Source organism: Sphingorhabdus sp. EL138 (assembly GCF_900258045.1).
Classification (GTDB): Bacteria; Pseudomonadota; Alphaproteobacteria; order Sphingomonadales; family Sphingomonadaceae; genus Parasphingorhabdus.
In genome coordinates this window covers 1,236,439-1,254,845 of record NZ_OGVD01000004.1, presented here as the reverse complement: position 1 = coordinate 1,254,845, position 18,407 = coordinate 1,236,439, and the positions used below count along the sequence as shown (strand labels likewise).

The 18,407-nt window shown below is 53.7% G+C and carries 17 protein-coding genes; 12 read left to right on the top strand and 5 right to left on the bottom strand.

The features are described from left to right. Both prsR and DK507_RS15980 read left to right on the top strand, forming a co-directional pair. The gene (gene prsR / locus DK507_RS15985; protein ID WP_109357741.1) at positions 1-1,383 is read left to right on the top strand and encodes a PEP-CTERM-box response regulator transcription factor; all 1,383 of its coding nucleotides are present in this window, start codon (positions 1-3) and stop codon (positions 1,381-1,383) included. A 4-nt stretch (positions 1,384-1,387) separates the two neighbouring features. Further along, entirely contained in the window at positions 1,388-3,370 is a 1,983-nt protein-coding gene (locus tag DK507_RS15980; RefSeq protein ID WP_109357287.1) for a tetratricopeptide repeat protein, read from the top strand. Between the two features lie 28 nt (positions 3,371-3,398). Here DK507_RS15980 and DK507_RS15975 read toward each other — a convergent pair whose 3' ends face one another. Next, positions 3,399-3,743, bottom strand: a complete 345-nt coding sequence (locus tag DK507_RS15975) for a GntR family transcriptional regulator (RefSeq protein WP_109357286.1) — start codon at positions 3,741-3,743, stop codon at positions 3,399-3,401. 80 nt (positions 3,744-3,823) lie between these two features. Then, complete coding sequence (locus DK507_RS15970) at positions 3,824-4,414, bottom strand: nitroreductase (RefSeq protein ID WP_109357285.1); 591 nt, start codon at positions 4,412-4,414, stop codon at positions 3,824-3,826. A 160-nt stretch (positions 4,415-4,574) separates the two neighbouring features. On the opposite strand from DK507_RS15970, the gene DK507_RS15965 reads away from it, so the two are divergent. Genes DK507_RS15965 through DK507_RS15955 form a run of 3 tightly spaced genes read left to right on the top strand, consistent with a single transcriptional unit; the run spans position 4,575 to position 8,892 of the window. Further along, entirely contained in the window at positions 4,575-6,170 is a 1,596-nt protein-coding gene (locus DK507_RS15965; RefSeq protein WP_109357284.1) for a peptide MFS transporter, read from the top strand. Between the two features lie 29 nt (positions 6,171-6,199). After that, complete coding sequence (locus tag DK507_RS15960) at positions 6,200-7,600, top strand: amidohydrolase (RefSeq protein ID WP_109357283.1); 1,401 nt, start codon at positions 6,200-6,202, stop codon at positions 7,598-7,600. Beyond that, on the top strand, positions 7,597-8,892 hold the full coding sequence (locus DK507_RS15955) for an amidohydrolase family protein (protein WP_254054419.1): 1,296 nt from the start codon (positions 7,597-7,599) through the stop codon (positions 8,890-8,892). The genes DK507_RS15960 and DK507_RS15955 overlap by 4 nt, the downstream gene beginning before the upstream one ends. A gap of 131 nt (positions 8,893-9,023) precedes the next feature. On the opposite strand, the gene DK507_RS15950 is transcribed toward DK507_RS15955, so the two are convergent. Continuing rightward, on the bottom strand, positions 9,024-10,016 hold the full coding sequence (locus DK507_RS15950; protein ID WP_109357282.1) for an aldo/keto reductase: 993 nt from the start codon (positions 10,014-10,016) through the stop codon (positions 9,024-9,026). Then, complete coding sequence (locus tag DK507_RS15945) at positions 9,994-11,403, bottom strand: sodium:alanine symporter family protein (protein WP_109357739.1); 1,410 nt, start codon at positions 11,401-11,403, stop codon at positions 9,994-9,996. Before DK507_RS15945 ends, DK507_RS15950 begins: the two co-directional genes overlap by 23 nt. A 120-nt stretch (positions 11,404-11,523) precedes the next feature. Here DK507_RS15945 and glmM point away from each other — a divergent pair, with 120 nt between their 5' ends. The 5 genes from glmM to DK507_RS15925 are packed head-to-tail and all read left to right on the top strand — an operon-like array spanning position 11,524 to position 14,595. Continuing rightward, on the top strand, positions 11,524-12,864 hold the full coding sequence (glmM, locus tag DK507_RS15940) for a phosphoglucosamine mutase (protein WP_109357281.1): 1,341 nt from the start codon (positions 11,524-11,526) through the stop codon (positions 12,862-12,864). Beyond that, positions 12,864-13,091, top strand: coding sequence for a DUF1272 domain-containing protein (locus DK507_RS15935; protein WP_109357280.1), 228 nt, complete (start codon positions 12,864-12,866; stop codon positions 13,089-13,091). Before glmM ends, DK507_RS15935 begins: the two co-directional genes overlap by 1 nt. A gap of 12 nt (positions 13,092-13,103) precedes the next feature. After that, positions 13,104-13,280 carry a hypothetical protein gene (locus tag DK507_RS17890; RefSeq protein WP_162559086.1) on the top strand — a complete coding sequence of 59 codons (177 nt, stop codon included), beginning with the start codon at positions 13,104-13,106 and terminating at the stop codon, positions 13,278-13,280. Then, positions 13,277-14,029 carry a bifunctional hydroxymethylpyrimidine kinase/phosphomethylpyrimidine kinase gene (thiD, locus tag DK507_RS15930; protein ID WP_109357279.1) on the top strand — a complete coding sequence of 251 codons (753 nt, stop codon included), beginning with the start codon at positions 13,277-13,279 and terminating at the stop codon, positions 14,027-14,029. The genes DK507_RS17890 and thiD overlap by 4 nt, the downstream gene beginning before the upstream one ends. Then, positions 14,026-14,595, top strand: a complete 570-nt coding sequence (locus tag DK507_RS15925) for a ribonuclease HII (protein ID WP_109357278.1) — start codon at positions 14,026-14,028, stop codon at positions 14,593-14,595. Before thiD ends, DK507_RS15925 begins: the two co-directional genes overlap by 4 nt. A gap of 11 nt (positions 14,596-14,606) precedes the next feature. Here DK507_RS15925 and DK507_RS15920 read toward each other — a convergent pair whose 3' ends face one another. Continuing rightward, the gene (locus tag DK507_RS15920; RefSeq protein WP_162559085.1) at positions 14,607-15,686 is read right to left on the bottom strand and encodes an acyl-CoA desaturase; all 1,080 of its coding nucleotides are present in this window, start codon (positions 15,684-15,686) and stop codon (positions 14,607-14,609) included. 363 nt (positions 15,687-16,049) lie between these two features. Between DK507_RS15920 and DK507_RS15915 the strand changes: the two genes are divergently transcribed. After that, complete coding sequence (locus tag DK507_RS15915; RefSeq protein ID WP_109357276.1) at positions 16,050-17,198, top strand: site-specific DNA-methyltransferase; 1,149 nt, start codon at positions 16,050-16,052, stop codon at positions 17,196-17,198. Between the two features lie 10 nt (positions 17,199-17,208). Next, on the top strand, positions 17,209-18,327 hold the full coding sequence (folP, locus tag DK507_RS15910; protein ID WP_109357275.1) for a dihydropteroate synthase: 1,119 nt from the start codon (positions 17,209-17,211) through the stop codon (positions 18,325-18,327). Positions 18,328-18,407: the final 80 nt, after the last annotated feature.

Genomic DNA, 18,407 nt, shown 5'->3' with positions numbered 1-18,407 from the left:
ATGTCTGATAAGGACGAAAAACCACTGGAGAAACTTCTGATCGTCGAGGATGACCCTGGACTGCAGAAGCAGCTGAAGTGGGCCTATGAGGATTTTGAGGTCATTGTTGCCGGTGATCGCGAAACGGCTATAAACATGCTTCGCGCGGAAGAACCCGATGTTGTCACCCTGGATCTTGGTTTGCCGCCAGACCCGGATGGGACGACTGAAGGTTTCGCAACAATGGACGCGATACTCAGCCTGAAACCGGATACTAAAATTATCGTTGCATCGGGGCATGGTGAAAAGGAAAGTGCACTGCGCGCCATTGCGGCTGGTGCCTGGGACTTTTATCAAAAGCCGGTAGATATTGACGAGCTTGGCTTAATTGTTCGCCGAGCTTTCCATGTTCGTAAACTCGAACTGGAGAATTCCAGTCTTGCCGCGAAACAAGACGGCAACCACGCGGTTCTCGGCCGGATCATCACTGGTGCTCCTGAGATGCTCAAAGTGGCGCAGATGATTGAGCGTGTTGCCAATACAAACGCCTCGGTGATGCTGTTGGGCGCCAGCGGGACCGGCAAGGAGCTTTTAGCTCGCGGGTTGCATGATGCGAGTGACCGTCGTGACAAGGCCTTTGTGGCCATAAACTGCGCGGCCATTCCGGAAAACCTGTTAGAGTCAGAGCTTTTCGGTCACGAGAAGGGAGCGTTTACCGGTGCCGTGAAGATGACCGAGGGTAAGATTGAGCAAGCCAACGGCGGGACTTTGTTTTTGGATGAAGTGGGTGACATTCCACTGCCATTGCAGGTCAAGCTGCTCCGTTTCATTCAGGAACGCGTTATCGAGCGGATAGGCGGCCGGAAAGCCATTGCCGTAGACACTAGAATTGTCTGTGCAACGCATCAAAATCTGGAGGAAATGATCGCGGATAACAGCTTCCGTGAAGATTTATACTACCGCCTTGCAGAGATCGTCATCAAAATACCTGCTTTGGCAGAGAGATCTGGTGATACGAGCCTGCTTGCGCGGCATTTCCAGAAAAAATTTGCCGACGAGATTAATCCGGCGGTCAAAGGTATCGCGCCTGATGCGTTGGCTGCTTTGGAGGCATGGAAATGGCCCGGTAATGTAAGGGAACTGGAAAACCGTATAAAGCGCGCGGTGATAATGGCAGACGGCAAAATGATTGCCGCCAGCGATCTGGATCTGGAGGCTGCTGAAGATGAAGTCTCTGATTTGCTGAATCTCAAAGCGGCGAGGGAGGCGGCAGATCGTGCTGCCATCATCCGCGCCATTTCACAAACAGATGGCAATATATCAAATGCTGCGAAGCTTTTGGGTATCAGCCGTCCGACACTTTATGATCTGTTGAAACAATATCAGTTGCAGCAGGCGAGCTAAAATCATGGTCTGGCCGGATCGGTTCATCTCAGTGCGACGTTCAAGGCTTGTGGTCTTGGCGCTGTTGCTCGGACTGGTTCTGACCGGACTCTCGACCGCAATTCAAGCGGCCAGCGATGGCAACGAAGATGCACGGGACGCGTTTGCAAAGGCCCAGGAACATCGCACTCGCGGTGATGTAAGGTCTGCCCGTATCGAGTTGATGAACGCAATCAAGGCGGACCCGCAGTGGATTGATGCGCGTGTCTTGCAGGCTGAGATATTATTGAAATTGTTCGATGGAATCGGCGCGGAGGCGGAACTGGAGCGTGCCTTTGATCTGGGTCTTGAAGTTACGGAAGTGCGGCATCTTTATGGTCATGCTTTGCAACTGCAGGGGAAATGGGATCAAGCCAAAGAGCAACTTTTTGCAAATGATATTCCGGTTCAGCATCAGGCCTATGCCGCAAGAATTGTCGGTCGTGTAGCTGTCCAAACTGGCGACGATGCGTTGGCAACAAGAGCTTTCGACCAAGCCATCTCACAGGATCCTGCAAACGCTGACCTGTGGGTTGATGTGGCGCGGTTTCGTGCCGGATCGGGCGACCAGGCAGGTGCGATTGCTGCGGTAGACGAGGCGGTTAAGCTGGAACCGAACAATATTCGAGCGCTGCAGTATCGCGGAGAGCTTATCCGTTTTCAGTTCGGCTTGGCGGCCGCCCTTCCATGGTTTGAAAGGGCGCTACAGATTGATCCCAATGATGTGTCCCTGCTGACCGAATATGCCGCGACACTCGGGGATATGGGCCGGATGACGGATATGCTGATCGTTGCTCGGAAAATCATTTCGCTCGATGGTCGGAACCCCCGCGCTTTCTTCATGCAGGCAGTATTGGCGGCACGGGCAGGCGAATATGGTCTGGCGCGCACGCTCATGCAAAAGACGGAGGGGCGCTTAGATGACGTGCCGGCCGCATTGCTGGTGCAGGGCATCATTGAGTATGGCGAAACGAATTATAACAGCGCGGTCGATAAATTCAGGCGGCTCGTCTCACTACAACCAAATAACCGGCAAGCACAAAACTTGCTGGCGCGGTCGCTTTATCTTGCAGATGATCCGGAAGGTACGATCGAGGTTTTGAAGCGTCAGGCAAATAGTAGTGGCGCGGACCCGTACGCGTTATGGCAGGCTGGACGGGCTTTAGAGGCGATGGACATGCAAGCCAGGTCTGTCGATATGCTGAATCGAGCAGCGCGGCATGATATCGGCGGCAAAACGGCTTTTGTGCCAAAAACACCAATTGGGGTTTTGCGCGCCGAAGCTGAACGTGCGCCTGATAATGCGATCGCAGTTATACCCTATATCCGGGCGCTATATCACAGCGGGGATTTTGCTGCCGCCTTTTCGCAAGCAAAGCGCTTGCAACGCGGTAACCCCGGTGCAAGCGACGCTCATTTGCTGGTCGCAGACACCGCCATAGCCTTGGATGACTATGACGAGGCACTAGATGCGCTCGCTATCGCTCGCCGTATCCGCTTTTCCGAACCCGTTATGCTGCGCATTGTTGAAGCACTTCGGGCAAAAGGGGCCATGCAAGAATCAGGTCAGGTATTGGCAGAATATCTGAACTATAATCCCAGTAACATCGCCGGTTTGCGCTGGATGGCTTATGAGCATCTCGAAACGGAAAACTGGGGCATCGCGAGCCGGATACTGGAGAGTCTGCGCAAACGTATTGGTGACAATGACGCCTTGATCATGGCGGGGCTGTCCCAAGCTTACACGGGATTAGGGCAAACGGAAAAGGCGGTCAGTGCAGGGCGGATTGCCTATTCTGTGCAACCTTCAAGTCCGGTGGTATCGCATCTCTATGGGCTGGCACTCTTGGCAGATGGTTCACGGGACAAGGACGCACATGACCTGATCAAGAAAGCAGTGACGATGGTGCCGCAAAATGCCACTTATCGCCGTAGTCTTGCGCAGGCGTCAGCTGCGCTCAAGCAGTGAATGTGATAAAGAGCAGCGGGCTTGAAACTCAGGCTTCGTTTTCGAGCAGTTCATCCAGCTTGATATTCAGTCGCTTCATTTGACGTTCCACTGGCGGCCAAACATTCTTGATAAAATCCGCGCGCTGTGCATCTCGCAATTTGGCCTTTGCTCCGCTTGCCACGAACATGCCAACACCGCGTTTCACTGTCACCAGGCCATCTTCCTGAAAACCTTGATAGGCTTTTGCAACTGTAAGAGGGTTGGCTCCTTGCTCCACTGCAAAGCTGCGGACGGATGGCAACATATCACCTTCGGCATATTCGCCATCGAGGATGGATTCCGAGATGATATCCCGCAATTTCAAATAGACAGGTTTGCTTGCATTGTTCATGCTGCTTCACTGCCATAATACAGCGATGCAGGCAAGGGGTAAGTGTTATTATTCTGCCGTTTAGTATTGTTTGAAACCAGTTAGCCAGATTGTGTACCGGTCCAACGGGAAAGGACCGCGTCCAGTTCTGGACGTGGACGCTCGGCAAGCGCCCCATCTGCGGTGCCAGCGAAAATAAAGCCAGCAATGCGTTCAGGTGCTTTTCCAAAAAGATCGCGGACATCATCATTATAAGTTGGCCAACCGGTAATCCAGCCTCCGACAAAACCGTGGGCATGAATGGCGTGAATCACGTTCATCGAAAATGCGCCGCAGCTCAGTTCCTGTTCCCAAAGCGGTATTTTGGTCGATGTAACGGGAGAAAACAGGACAACCAGCAAGGCCGGTGCTTGATGCGCCATTGTCTCCAGGGCTTCCAGCTCCAAACGCCCTGCATCGGGCTTATCGCTCTGATAGGCCTTCGCCAGTTCGGCAGCCAAAAGGCTGCGCTGATCGCTATCTATCCGAATGACGCGCCAAGGGGCCAGCTTCCCATGATCTGGCGTTCGAAGCGCGGTAGCGACAATATCTTCAATCTGTTCGTCGCTCGGCCCCGGAGCGATCATGTTGCGTGGCCGACCGGAACGGCGGGAGGATAAATAGCTGTTGAGGCTGGAAAGGTCATTGAACATGTTTTTAACCTTGTAGTGACAGCGAATGATTGCAACGTTTTTTGTTCACAAACTGGTCACAAGTGCAACAATATGCTTCACACGCGATCATTTTTGACTAGGGTGCGGTTCAACTGGGCTGCGATCGACAGCTCGCACAACTATTAGGGAGGCCGATTTAATGGCTAGTGGGTATCAAGAAGCGGGAGACGCAAGGGGAACTTTCCTCGGCCATCCCAAAGGTCTGTTTGTTCTGTTTTTTGCCGAGATGTGGGAGCGCTTTTCCTACTACGGCATGCGGGCTCTTCTAATATTTTACCTCACCAAGCACTGGCTCTTCTCCGATAGCGAATCCGGCATCATTTATGGCGCTTATACAGCGCTAGTCTACATTACACCGGTGGTCGGCGGGTATCTCGCCGATAAATATCTGGGTCAGCGAAAGGCGGTATTGTTTGGTGCCGTTCTCCTGACTCTCGGGCACTTCTTCATGGCCTTTGAAGGGGATGCGGCCTTTGGTCATGATAACAATCCGGTCATCAATGTCTTCTGGCTGGCTCTCGCTTTGATCATCGTCGGATCGGGTTTTCTGAAGGCCAATATTTCGGTCATTGTTGGCCAGCTCTATCCAAGAACGGATGTTCGCCGGGATGGTGCTTATACGATCTTCTACATGGGAATTAACCTTGGCGCAGCGCTCGGTTCACTGCTTTGCGGCTATATTGGTGAAACCTACGGTTGGGCCTATGGCTTTGGTTTGGCAGGTATTGGCATGTTGCTTGGCCTGATGGTGTTCATCTGGGGCAAGCCGTTGCTGCTTGGTCGCGGTGAGCCGGCTAATCCGGAAAAACTGGAACAGCCCGTAGCCGGCTTAAAGCTGGAATGGTGGATGTATATTGCCGGTCTTGCCATGGTTGGTATCTGCTGGCTTGCTATTCAGTATCAGGATCTGGTCGGTTATGTGCTTGGCGTGTTCGGCGGAGGTCTCGTCCTCTATGTCCTCTACACCGCCGTTTCCAAGCTGTCGTCGGAAGAGCGTGACCGGATTTTTGCCGCCATGTTCCTGATTGTTACATCAATCATATTCTGGGCGTTGTTTGAACAGGCGGGCTCCTCGCTCAACCTGTTCACTGATCGTCACGTGGATCGCGCAGGCGTCCCAGCGTCGACTTTCCAGTCAATCAACGCGATTTACATCATCCTGCTTGCACCGGTTTTTGCCACTGTGTGGACGGTTCTTGGGCGCAAGGGCATGGAGCCATCGGCGCCATTCAAGTTCGGCCTTGGTGTTGTCCAGGTTGGTCTTGGTTTCCTGGTTCTTGTCTGGGGTGCGCAAGCTGCAGGACTTGAAAATGCCACGCCTGTGATCTTCATCTTCCTGATCTATCTGTTGCACACGACCGGCGAACTTTGCCTGTCTCCGGTTGGACTTTCGGCCATGAACCGGTTGGCACCGGGGCACATGGCCAGCTTGATCATGGGGACCTGGTTCTTCGCTTCAGCAACTGGCAATTTCGCCGCCGGTCTGATCGCTTCAGCGACTGGAGCGGAAGGCGTTGGTCAAGAAGCAGGTAAGCAGGTCGTACTTGATGTATATTCCACCGTAGGCTGGGTCGCTGTGGCAGTCGGTTTCGGTGTGTTGGTGATTTCACCATTGATCAAGAAACTGATGCATCTCGATACGCTTCAGGACGACAATATCGGCGATGATCTGGAAGGCCAAAGCGAATTTGGGGAACCAGCGGCTGCCGGTATTCATCCGACGACAAAATCTTGAATGGGCAAATTTTAACGTAGAGGTCGAATATGAAATGGAAGGACTTGCTGGCAGTGGCTGCTGCCGGAGCATTGGTTACGGGTTGCGCAGCCACAGCGGCTGAAACCGAAACCGCGAGTGCATCGGCAAGCGGTTCGAGCAAGAGCTCGGCAAAAGCCGCATTTCCTTCCACCTACAAACGCTACCCGTCTGACAATGTAGTTATCACCGGGGCGACGATATTTGATGGCGAAGGCCAGCAGATTGACAATGGCGTGATCTTCATGTCGGCGGGTGAGATCGTCTCGATTGGTGGTCCCGACACCGCAATACCGACCGATAGCACTATCATCGACGGAACCGGTAAATATGTAACGCCGGGCATTATCGACATTCACAGTCATTTGGGTGATTATCCGACGCCCAGTGTCCCTGCGCATAGCGACGGAAACGAGGCCACTTCTCCTGTCACACCGGAGGTTTGGGCGGAGCATAGCGTCTGGCCGCAGGATCCTGGCTTTTCCCGGGCTTTGGCCAATGGCGGGATAACGTCGTTGCAAATCCTTCCCGGTTCGGCAAACCTGTTCGGCGGTCGGGCGGTGACGCTCAAAAACGTGCCGGCTCGTACCGTGCAGGCGATGAAATTTCCTGGCGCGCCTTATGGCATGAAAATGGCCTGCGGCGAGAATCCGAAAAGAGTTTATGGCGGACGCAACAGGAAACCTTCCACGCGGATGGGTAGCCTGTCACTAACCCGCCAGACATGGATTAATGCACAGGACTATCGCAAGAAAAGCAAGGGAGCGAAACCACCGAAGCGCGATTTGGCGATGGAAACACTGGTGGCCGTGCTTGATGGCGATATATTGGTGCACAACCATTGCTATCGCGCTGATGAACTCAACCAGATCATCGATATGTCGAAGGAGTTCGGGTATAAAGTGACCGCTTTCCATCATGCCGTTGAAAGCTACAAAATTGCCGATATCCTCGCCAAAGAAGATATCTGTTCAGCGATCTGGGCGGACTGGTGGGGATTCAAGATGGAAGCCTATGACGCGATCCCTGAAAATGCCGCCCTGCTGCAACAGGCCGGAGCCTGCGTCGTCATCCACTCTGATGATGAAAACCAGATTCAGCGGCTGAACCAAGAAGCCTCTAAGGCACTTGCCGATGGCCGGGCAATGGGTATCGAAATTAGCGATGCGCAGGCGATCCAGTGGATTACCTATAATCCCGCCAAGGCCATGGGTATATCCGATCAGACCGGAAGCCTGAAGCCCGGTAAAATGGCGGATGTGGTGTTATGGAATGGTAATCCGCTGAGCGTTTATGCCCGCCCGGAAAAGGTCTGGATTGATGGTGCAATGCTTTACGATGCCAATGACCCAGGTCGTAGACCGGTGAGTGATTTTGAACTCGGTCAGCCGGGCGAAGGAGACGTGAAATGAAGCACCTCGCCACAATTCTTGTCTCTTCTCTTGCCCTGATGGCGGCTCCTGCTGCGGCTGAAACCATTGCGATTACTGGCGGAAAGGTAGTTGTCGGTGACGGCAGCGCGCCGATGGACAATGCGACGGTCGTTATCCGGAACGGCCGCGTAGTGGCGGCTGGCAGCAATGTTACCGTTCCGGCCAATGCCCGGCGTATTGATGCGTCGGGAAAATGGGTGACGCCCGGCATATTTGCAGGCTTCAGCCGTATTGGCCTGGTCGAAGTCGGCGCGGTTCGTTCGACCAACGATACCCGCGCGGCGGACTCGGTTTTCTCTGCGGCGCTTGATGTTCAATATGCCGTTAATCCCTTCGCTGCACCCGTTGCGGTAAACCGTGCTGCCGGTGTAACCCGGGCGGTTGTTTCCCCGGGTACAGGCAATTCCATGTTTGGCGGCTATGGCGCGATTGTCGATCTGGGCCAGGACAGCGATCCCATTACCAAAGCACGCGCTTTTCAATTTGTTGAATTCGGTGAAACCGGTCACCGCCGGGCAGGGGGCAGCCGTGCCGCAGCGCATATCCTGTTCCGTGCTATGCTGGAAGAAGCGCGGACCTATTCGCGCAGTCCGTCGCTGTTTGACAGCGATCTGATGAAGGCATCTGATGCCAAGGCATTATTGCCGATTATCAACGGCTCCACGCGGCTGATGGTGCATGTTAATAGTGCCAATGACATTTTGAAAGTACTCGATCTGCGCAAGGACTTTCCGTCGCTGAAACTGGTACTGGTCGGTGCACATGAAGGATGGCGGGTGGCCAATGCCATTGCGGCAGCCAAAGTTCCGGTATTGGCGTCGGCGCTTACCGATCTGCCGGAAGGGTTTGAGGAGCTGGCCGCGACGCAGTCCAATATCGGCCGGATGAAACAGGCAGGCGTGCAGGTTGGCATCGGGATGATCAACGACCGCGATGCGCATCAACTGCGCTACTCGATGCAATATGCCGGCAATCTGGTGGCACTGAACAGGATTCCTCGCGCAGCAGGATTGAGTTGGGACGAAGCTTTCGCCGCAATCAGTTCCAAACCGGCCGAAATTATGGGCATGGGCGCGAAACTCGGATCACTGAAAGCCGGACGGCAGGGCGATGTGGTCATCTGGACCGGCGATCCGCTGGAGCTGTCCACACAGGTGGAAACCGTGTTCATCGATGGTGTCGAGCAATCGCTTTCCAATCGTCAGGAGCGCTTGCGCGAACGCTATCGCAATCCGGCACCGGGGGCGCTTCCCAAGGCTTATGATCGGTAACGGGCGGCGGTTCAAAGTTCACACAAATCACACCTGGTGATGATTATTCCAAACTGAGAAAGAGCACTGGCCAGGATTTCATAGCGAAAGCCTCTCAGGAAAGTGACATCTGCCCGGATGACCAGCTTTGGTCAGAGGCGGACCATGGCCATCATCGCTTCGCCATAGCGTGGGCCAGAAGTACCACCGACCGGCGCGGCCTTCTCCAGTTCGTCCAGATCAGCGTCAGTCAGCGCGACCTCTACTGCGGCCATGCTGTCTTCCAGCGTGGCCCGGCGTTTGGAACCAGGGATAGGGACAATGAAGTCACCCTGAGCCAACAGCCATGCCAGCGCGATTTGCGCTGGTGAAACACCGTGGCGTTCGGCGACTTGCTTGACGACCTCAACCATTTTCAGGTTCTGATCAAAATTCTCTTCCGAGTAGCGCGGATCACGCAAGCGATAATCATCGGCATCGAGATCATCGCGGCTGGTAATTTGGCCAGTAAGGAATCCGCGGCCCAATGGGCTATATGGTACGAAACCGATATTCAGATCCTGACAGATCGGCAGAATTTCTTCCTCAATACTGCGTTCCCACAGAGAATATTCCGATTGCAGCGCCGCAATTGGATGAACGGCGTGTGCACGCTTTATAGTGTCCGCTCCTGCCTCTGACAGGCCGAGGTAACGAACCTTACCGGCCTGGACGAGCTCTGCCATTGCCCCGACCGTATCCTCAATCGGTACATCGGGATCTACACGGTGCTGATAAAACAGGTCGATGACATCAACCCCCAAACGTTGGAGAGAGGCATCACAGGCGCGGCGGACATTTTCAGGGGATGAATCTGTTCCAATATTCGGCATGTCGGTAAGATCAAAGCCGAATTTGGTGGCAATGACCAAACGGTCGCGCCGTCCCCTTATTGCCTGACCCAGAAGTTCTTCATTTTTGTAGGGGCCATAGACTTCGGCGGTGTCAAAAAAGGTCACGCCCAATTCTATCGCGCGGTCGAGCGTTGCCAGGCTTTCAGTCATATCGGCCTGGCCATACATACCGCTGCCGATGCCGAACATCGGCATGCAGCCAAGACCCAATGCCGATACTTCCAGTTCTTTACCGAGCTTGCGATATTTCATTATGCAGTTCCTCTGATGGCAACTTTTGTTTGTCCAGATAACCGAAAATCTCTCGTTTGATCTCCGGCGCAAAAATGTAGAGCGCGATGATATTGGGAATGGCCATCAGGAAAAAGGCACTGTCGACCAGCTTGATGACCTGCCCCAATTCCAGCATCGCGCCGATCGGCAAGCATATAACATAGACAAACTTATAAGACCAAATTGCTGCCTTGTTGTGGCCGAACAAATAGCACCAGGCTTGCTGGCCATAAAAACCCCAGGCGCAGAGAGTGGAAAAGCCGAACAGAAAAACCGCCACTGCGAGTAGGTAGGGGAACCAGTTTGCGACAGTCGCGAACGCGGCAGATGTAATCTCTATGCCCTCGACATCGCCGACATAGGTGCCCGCAACGACCATCGCGATTGCGCCCAGAGAACAGATGACCACTGTATCGATAAAAGGTTCCAGCAGGGCAACCAGGCCTTCCGAGGCCGGTTCATCAGTACGTGCCTGGGTATGCGCGATAACTGCAGAGCCGATACCTGCTTCAGAGGAGTATACCGCGCGGCGCATGCCTACGACAAATGCGCCGATGGCTCCACCAGCAGCAGCTTCGCCGGTGAAGGCGTCTGAGACAATCAGGGCGATGGCTGCCGGAACCTGCTCGAAATTGATCGCGAGTATCGCAAAGACGCCGCCCAGATAAACGAGGCCCATAGCAGGGACGACAGAAGCCGTGACCCGTGCCAGCCAGCCAACACCGTTAATCACCACCAAACCGACGAGAGCCGCCATGATGATTCCGTAGATCAACGGCTCAGTGAAACCGGTGACATGGGCCACTTGCGCATAACTCTGGTTCACCTGAATCAGGGGGATTGCCCCGAACAGGGCGAGGAACGCATAAATGCCGCCAATGACAAGCCCGATTTTGGCGAACCCTTTTGCAGCCAGTCCATTTTTCAGCGTGTACATGGGGCCGCCGCGAACATCGCCATTGGGCTGAACTTCGCGATATTTGAGGCCGAGTGTGACTTCTGCACATTTCAAGGTCATCGCGACCCAACCGATTATGAACATCCAGAAGGCGGCGCCCGGTCCGCCGGTGGAAAGGGCGATCGCTACGCCGGCGATATTCCCCAGACCCACAGTGCCCGACAACGCCGTGGTAAGCGCAGCAAAGGGTGACATGTTGCCCGGTTGGTCAGGGCTAGTGAACTTCCCCCGCAGCGCACGGAAACCGGCCCCCATACCGCGCAGATTGATAAATCCCAGATAGACAGTGAAGAACAGCATCGGGAAAGCCAGCCAAAGCACCACCAGCTCGATATCAATACCGAATATATGGGTTTTATAGAAAACCATGTCGGACAAGCGGTCGATCAGACCATTTAGAATTTCCATCATTTTACCGCTTTGTTCCCTGTTTCGGCTTTATACTGTTCGGGCCAGACGCTAAGGCTTAACCAAACGCAATGCCAACCTTTAATTGGCAGGCGTATCAATTGGAGATTGCAGTCTGTTATGACAAAGAAGTTTTTTGGGACGGACGGTATCCGCGGACTGACCAACCAAAGTCCGATGACCGCCGAAATTGCCATGAAGGTAGGGCAGGCAGCGGGTCGGCATTTCCTCCGCGGTGATCATCGTCACCGGGTTGTGATCGGCAAGGATACCAGGCTTTCCGGCTATATGATGGAAAACGCTTTGGTCGCGGGTTTTACCAGCGTGGGCATGGATGTTGTGCAGGTTGGTCCAATGCCGACACCGGCGGTTGCCTTGCTAACACGTTCGATGCGGGCTGACCTGGGGGTGATGATTTCAGCCAGCCACAATCCCTATTATGACAATGGCATCAAACTGTTTGGTCCCGATGGTTTCAAACTGTCTGACGAGGACGAACTGAAGATCGAAGGCTATCTCTCGGAGGACGCCAAGCTGGCCCCTGCCGAGGATATTGGCCGCGCGAAACGCTTTGAAGATGCACGTGGCCGCTATATTCACGCGATAAAAATGTCGCTGCCCGATCATATCCGGCTGGATGGATTGAAGATGGTGGTCGATTGTGCGAATGGAGCTGCCTATCAGGTAGCGCCTTCGGCTTTTTGGGAATTGGGCGCCGAAGTTATCACCATCGGTGTCGAACCCAATGGCAAGAATATCAATCATAAGTGTGGTTCCACCGATGTCGCTACCTTGCAGGAAAGTGTTGTCGCCAGCGGCGCACATATCGGCATAGCGCTTGACGGTGACGCCGACCGGTTGATCGTAGTGGATGAGAAAGGCCAGATTGTTGACGGGGATCAGTTGATGGCCCTGATCGGGTCCAGCTGGAGCCGCAATGGTTTGCTGCGCGGAAATGGGATTGTCGCTACAGTCATGTCCAATCTCGGGCTGGAGCGGTTCTTAACGTCGCAAGACCTGACCCTTGTGCGTTCCAAGGTGGGTGATCGCTATGTGCTGGAAGAGATGAAAAAGGGCGGTTTCAATGTCGGTGGCGAACAATCCGGCCACATGATCATGCTGGACCATGGCACAACTGGTGACGGGACTATCGCCGCCTTGCAGGTTTTGCGCGAACTGGTGGAAAGCGGAAAGCCCGCGAGTGAGCTTTTGCATTTGTTCGACCCGGTTCCGCAACTTCTGAAGAATGTTCGATATTCCGGCGGTGCACCGCTTGATGATGACAGTGTTAAATCGGTCATTGCTGAAGCAGAGAAAGAGCTGAACGGAACAGGGCGGCTGGTGATTCGTGCTTCCGGAACGGAACCCCTGATCCGGGTCATGGCAGAGGGCGATAATAGTGATCAGGTTAATAAGGTCGTCGATCGCATCTGCAATGTAGTAGCGGAGGTTGCGGCTTAATGCTGGAGATGCGCCCCGACTGTGAAAGCTGCGGCAAGGACTTGGCGGCCAGCGAGAGCGGTGCGCATATCTGTTCGTTCGAATGCACCTTTTGTGATGATTGCAATACGGCCATGCACAAAGGCACATGCCCAAATTGTGGTGGCATCTTGCTGCCGAGGCCCACGCGGTCTATGGCTCTTTTAGAGAAATTTCCGGCATCTACCGAGCGGAAATATAAAAGCTGATCGGGGTTTTTCATGATATTTCTGGCGATCATTGTCATGTTGTTGTTCGTACCGATTGCGATTGGTCTGGGCTTGTTCATCATTGCGCCCGACTGGTCTCAGGAAAATCGGCAAACCATCATTATCAGCATCGGAATTGTTGATTTTCTGCTGTTTGCAGCAGTTATCTTGCTATTTTTCGCGATATGAAGGCGGATTGCCCGCGGGTCCTGTCCATCGCAGGTTCGGACAGCGGCGGCGGCGCAGGGATACAGGCTGATATCCGGACGATTACCAATCTTGGTGGCCATGCAATGACCGCGATCACGGCTGTTACCGCTCAAAATAGCGCAGGTGTGACTGCTGTTGAGTTGATGACGCCAGATATGGTGCTGGCCCAGATTTGGGCGGTAATGGATGATTTTGATGCTGATGCGATCAAGATCGGCATGTTGGGATCTCCGGAAATAGCTCTTGCGGTTGCAGGGTTTCTAAAATCCGTGCGGAACAAGCCGGTTATTCTTGACCCGGTCATGGCAGCCACCAGCGGCGCGACACTGGCGGATGAACGCACGATTGCAGCGTTTGAAAAGATCATTCCGTTGAGCAGCCTTGTTACGCCTAACCTGGACGAAATGGAACGTTTGGGTGGGGAGGGTGCTATCCTTGGTTATCAGGTGCCGTTTCTAATCAAGGGTGGTCACGGGCAGGACGAGATTTTGGTCGATAAGCTGGTCTGCGCAGATAGTGAGATAGAACGCTGGGAAGGCCGCCGGATCGATACACGCCACAACCACGGAACAGGCTGTACCTTATCCTCGGCGATCGCGACCTATCTGGCACAAGGAAACGAACTGGCTGCTGCGATTGGCAAAGCGCGTAACTATGTCAGAGCGAGCCTTGAGGTCGCGCCAGGCTTTGGCGCCGGTCATGGCCCCATGGGTGTGCCGAAGGCATGACCATCACTTTGACGGCCGGTATTGATGAAGCGGGCAGGGGGCCGCTGGCCGGACCGGTGGTTGCAGCGGCGGTCATATTGCCGGATGGCCATGGTATAAGCGGGCTGGATGATAGTAAGAAACTGACGGCGAAACGGCGTGCGAAGCTTGAACAAGAAATACTAGAAAAAACTATATATAGCATAGCATTATGTGATGAATCTGAGATTGATTCTATCAATATTTTGCAGGCAACTATGACCGCAATGACACGAGCGGCTGATGGATTATCGCAGAAACCCGATCACATCCTGGTTGATGGTAATCGCCTGCCAGAATGGGATCATGAAGCCGAAGCGGTGGTTGGTGGTGATGCCATTCATGCCTGCATCTCGGCCGCCTCAATTCTCGCTAAAGAGTATCGAGATCGCATGATGATTGCAGCGGCTGCAAAATATCCTGAATATGGCTGGGAGCGGAATAAGGGCTATGGCACGGCTGAACATATGGCAGCGCTCAGGAAACATGGACCAACGCCCCTCCATCGAAAGAGCTTTGCACCAGTAGCGCAGTTTTCTTTGCTGTAGGTGGTTGGGCTTCAGGCGGCCTGCTTTGCGCTCGCCTTGGGTTTTTCCGGGACCCATTCGCCATTTTCATCCTTGATATAACGCGGCGCCCATTTGACGTTCCATACCAGACCCATTTTTTCCCACAGTCGGATGATGTTGGCGCAAGGATCAAATTCCCACCAGACGACACCGGATGTGGCCGAACGGGGATGTTGATGATGGTTATTGTGCCAGCCGTCACCCATGGTGAGGATATTGATCATCAGGTTATTCCTGGCCGTATCGTGGCCTTTGAACCTTTGGGAACCAAATAAATGGCAGATGCTGTTGACGCTCTGCAACACGGTAAGCACGGCAAAAATCCTTAGGAAACCGGCGATTAAAATCGTTCCGATAATCGCTTCGGGCCCCGCAAAGGCCAGAGCCCAGAGCGCCGGGAAAACAATCGCGGAGACAAAATACCAGAACCAGCGTGTGCGGTGGGCGAACATGACGATTTCGTCATCGACCAGACCTTTGCCATAGATGCTGAGGTCGGTCGTTGTCCGGTCAAACAGCCAGCCGACATGGCTGTGATGGAATTTGGCGAAGCCTTTGAGCGGCTTGCCATAACCATCAAAATGCGGGCTATGAGCGTCGCCGACCTTGTCGGTCATTGCGTGATGGCGGCGGTGATTGGCTGCCCAGTGCAGCGCAGAACCTTGTGCGGCTGACTGGGTCAATATCGCGATAAATATACCCATCGCTTTGGACGTTTCGAACGTCCGGTGTGAGAAATAGCGGTGATAACCGATGATACAACCGACCATGGAAAGGAAATAGCCGACGAGAAAGGCGGACCATTCGACCCAGCCGGATCCATAAGCGAACATCCAATAGATTGCGGCTATGGAGCCGCCGATCTTGGTCGTCGACAATATGGCATGTTCCCGCAGTTTAGCTCTCGCTGCGCGGCCGCCATATTTGGCACCAAACGGGACGGTTACGGCTTCTTTTTCAGGTTGTAGCAGCCCTTGCTCTGTATCGTTGGAATCTGCTTTGAAGAGATTTTTTTCAGCCTGCGCTTTGCCAGTATCGGTAATATTTTTAACATTGGTATCGATTGTCATTACGCGCCCCGTACGATCAAATGCCAGCATCCGCTGAATTGTTGGGTGACATAACCATATTCTGCGAAATTCGGCAAACAGGTTAACCAATGCGCAATCAAAATTTGCGGTTAGTCTTTGGGAAATACGAAAATTTTATTTTGTCCAATTTGGGTCGACAAGCGAGTCCTTTGGGACACACCACTAGGGATTGAGTCCGCCAGCCGTGTAAAGACTCCATATCTGGTGGGGGACTCGTTTCGTTCTCCTTTTCAATTTTCTGTTAACCATAAAGACACGCCTTTAACCTAAGTTAACGGCCTTGACCGCTGGCCGTTGAGGACTCACCCTAAGCGTCACTTCAGTCAAAAAGGCGAAAATTTCATGGGTATCATTGAGCGTATCGACACGCCCAAAGCAAAAGCAAAGGCAAGAACCAAGGGCACGAAAAAGCCTGCGGTTGATCTGCCTCTGAACCAGATTTTGAAGATGGATTGTGTTGAGGCGATGAAATCCTTGCCCGATGAATCCGTCGATATGGTCTTTGCTGACCCGCCCTATAATCTGCAGCTGGGCGGCGATCTCTATCGGCCCGAAGGCGGGCAGGTCGACGCGGTCGACGATGCCTGGGACCAGTTTGACAGTTTTGCCGTTTATGACGCTTTTACAAAGGCATGGCTGAAAGAAGCGCGGCGCATATTGAAGCCCAATGGTTCGCTATGGGTGATTGGCAGCTATCATAACATCTTCCGGGTCGGAGCGTCGTTGCAGGATCTCGGCTATTGGATCCTCAACGATATCATCTGGCGCAAAGCGAACCCGATGCCGAATTTCAAGGGTACACGCTTCACGAATGCCCACGAAACGCTGATCTGGGCGTCGAAAAGCGAGAAGGCGAAATATACGTTCAACTATCGCGCGATGAAGAATCTGAATGACGAGCTGCAAATGCGCAGCGACTGGGTCATGCCGATTTGTGGCGGCCAGGAACGGCTGAAACGCAATGGCGTAAAAGCGCATCCCACCCAGAAACCAGAGGCGTTGCTGTACCGGGTGATGCTGGCGACGACCAACAAGGGCGACGTCGTGCTCGATCCGTTTTTTGGCACTGGTACAACTGGCGCGGTGGCGAAACGACTGGGTCGTCACTGGATCGGCTGTGAGAAAGAAGACAATTACTGCGAAGTGGCAGAAGAACGCATCGAAGCGGCCCTGCCACTGGATGAAAGCGAACTAAAGACCATGCAATCGCCCAAAGCAAAACCGCGGGTTGCTTTTGGCACATTGGTTGAAACCGGTTATCTGAAACCGGGCACGGAATTATGCAGCAAGAACCGCAAATTCAAAGCCAAGGTTCGTGCTGATGGCTCGCTGCTCTGGAACGGCCACGAAGGCTCGATCCATAAGATTGGCGCAACGGTACAGGATGCACCGAGCTGCAATGGCTGGACCTATTGGTATTATGATGATGGAAAAGAGCTGAAACCGGTTGACGCCTTACGCCAGACCTATTTGCTGGCCACGGAACCATAGGAAGACTATCATGGTGGATGCTGTCGGTCCGGATGCAAAACTCTATCTGAAGCCTGTCGGATTTCTCGACAGCCCACAATATTTTGATAACCAGAATACACGCTTAAACAATAGCTTGTTATGGTTTTCTCAAGTTGAATATTCTATAATTGAGAATGGCAAGCCAGCGATCCGAAATCTGGTGCCGGTGGAATTGTGGGACAAGATTGCATCGCGATTGCCTGAGCCCGTGCAAGAGCGGGCTGCCGCATTGTTTGCCAATCTGACCAAGGCCCATGCACCGCTGCAATGTGGCGAGCGCGTGCTGCGTTTTGATCAACCCCATGTGATGGGCATCCTCAACATGACGCCGGACAGCTTTTCCGATGGCGGCAAACATGAGGGCGACCCGCAAAACGCTGCCGATGCAGGTTTCAATATGGCGACGGCAGGGGCTTCGATTATCGATATTGGTGGAGAGTCAACGCGGCCTGGCGCAGAAACCGTTTGGGAAGGCGACGAGATCAAACGTGTTGTGCCGGTAATCGAAAAACTCGCACAATGTGGAGCTGCGCTGTCGATCGACACCCGCAAGGCCGCAGTGATGGAAGCAGCGATTACAGCGGGCGCGCACATTATCAATGATGTCTCTGCTTTGCTGCATGACAAGCGCTCACTCGAAGTTGCGGGCGTCTCCGGCAGGCCGGTCGTGTTGATGCATGCACCATCTAGTGGCAAGAACCCTCATAAAGGTCAGGGTTACGGCAACGTTGTGACCGACACGTTCGATTGGCTGGAGCAGCGTATCGGCGATGTTGTGGAAGCCGGTTTTGAGCGGGAAAAGATCATCGTTGATCCGGGTTTGGGATTTGGGAAATCGCTGTCTGATAATTTGGCGCTGATGAACAATATCGCGTTATTCCATGCACTTGGACAGCCGCTGCTCATCGGTGCGAGCCGCAAACGCATGATCGGCGCGCTGTCGAAGGAAGCGCCGGTAGACCAACGCCTGGGCGGCTCCATCGCCTTTGCCCACCATGCCATCCAGCAAGGGGCACAGATCGTGCGTGTCCATGATGTGCCGGAAACAGTGCAAGCCGCGCAAGTCTGGCGCGGGATGCGTGATGCCGGGGTCACAGCGCGGGTTTAACAGGGTCATCGATTTTCAATCTCAAATTATGTAAATTCCTGCTGGCAAAGCGCACGTGACGCCCATAGGTTGGACGAAAC

Excerpts from the sequence above, each read along its gene's own strand:
- DK507_RS15980 (WP_109357287.1), top strand. The coding sequence starts at position 1,388 with ATGGTCTGGCCGGATCGGTTCATCTCAGTGCGACGTTCAAGGCTTGTG.
- DK507_RS15935 (WP_109357280.1), top strand. The coding sequence starts at position 12,864 with ATGCTGGAGATGCGCCCCGACTGTGAAAGCTGCGGCAAGGACTTGGCG.
- thiD (WP_109357279.1), top strand. The coding sequence starts at position 13,277 with ATGAAGGCGGATTGCCCGCGGGTCCTGTCCATCGCAGGTTCGGACAGC.
- DK507_RS15975 (WP_109357286.1), bottom strand. The coding sequence starts at position 3,743 with ATGAACAATGCAAGCAAACCTGTCTATTTGAAATTGCGGGATATCATC.
- DK507_RS15925 (WP_109357278.1), top strand. The coding sequence starts at position 14,026 with ATGACCATCACTTTGACGGCCGGTATTGATGAAGCGGGCAGGGGGCCG.
- DK507_RS15915 (WP_109357276.1), top strand. The coding sequence starts at position 16,050 with ATGGGTATCATTGAGCGTATCGACACGCCCAAAGCAAAAGCAAAGGCA.
- glmM (WP_109357281.1), top strand. The coding sequence starts at position 11,524 with ATGACAAAGAAGTTTTTTGGGACGGACGGTATCCGCGGACTGACCAAC.
- DK507_RS15970 (WP_109357285.1), bottom strand. The coding sequence starts at position 4,414 with ATGTTCAATGACCTTTCCAGCCTCAACAGCTATTTATCCTCCCGCCGT.
- DK507_RS15960 (WP_109357283.1), top strand. The coding sequence starts at position 6,200 with ATGAAATGGAAGGACTTGCTGGCAGTGGCTGCTGCCGGAGCATTGGTT.
- DK507_RS15950 (WP_109357282.1), bottom strand. The coding sequence starts at position 10,016 with ATGAAATATCGCAAGCTCGGTAAAGAACTGGAAGTATCGGCATTGGGT.
- DK507_RS15945 (WP_109357739.1), bottom strand. The coding sequence starts at position 11,403 with ATGGAAATTCTAAATGGTCTGATCGACCGCTTGTCCGACATGGTTTTC.
- DK507_RS17890 (WP_162559086.1), top strand. The coding sequence starts at position 13,104 with ATGATATTTCTGGCGATCATTGTCATGTTGTTGTTCGTACCGATTGCG.
- folP (WP_109357275.1), top strand. The coding sequence starts at position 17,209 with ATGGTGGATGCTGTCGGTCCGGATGCAAAACTCTATCTGAAGCCTGTC.
- DK507_RS15965 (WP_109357284.1), top strand. The coding sequence starts at position 4,575 with ATGGCTAGTGGGTATCAAGAAGCGGGAGACGCAAGGGGAACTTTCCTC.
- prsR (WP_109357741.1), top strand. The coding sequence starts at position 1 with ATGTCTGATAAGGACGAAAAACCACTGGAGAAACTTCTGATCGTCGAG.
- DK507_RS15955 (WP_254054419.1), top strand. The coding sequence starts at position 7,597 with ATGAAGCACCTCGCCACAATTCTTGTCTCTTCTCTTGCCCTGATGGCG.
- DK507_RS15920 (WP_162559085.1), bottom strand. The coding sequence starts at position 15,686 with ATGACAATCGATACCAATGTTAAAAATATTACCGATACTGGCAAAGCG.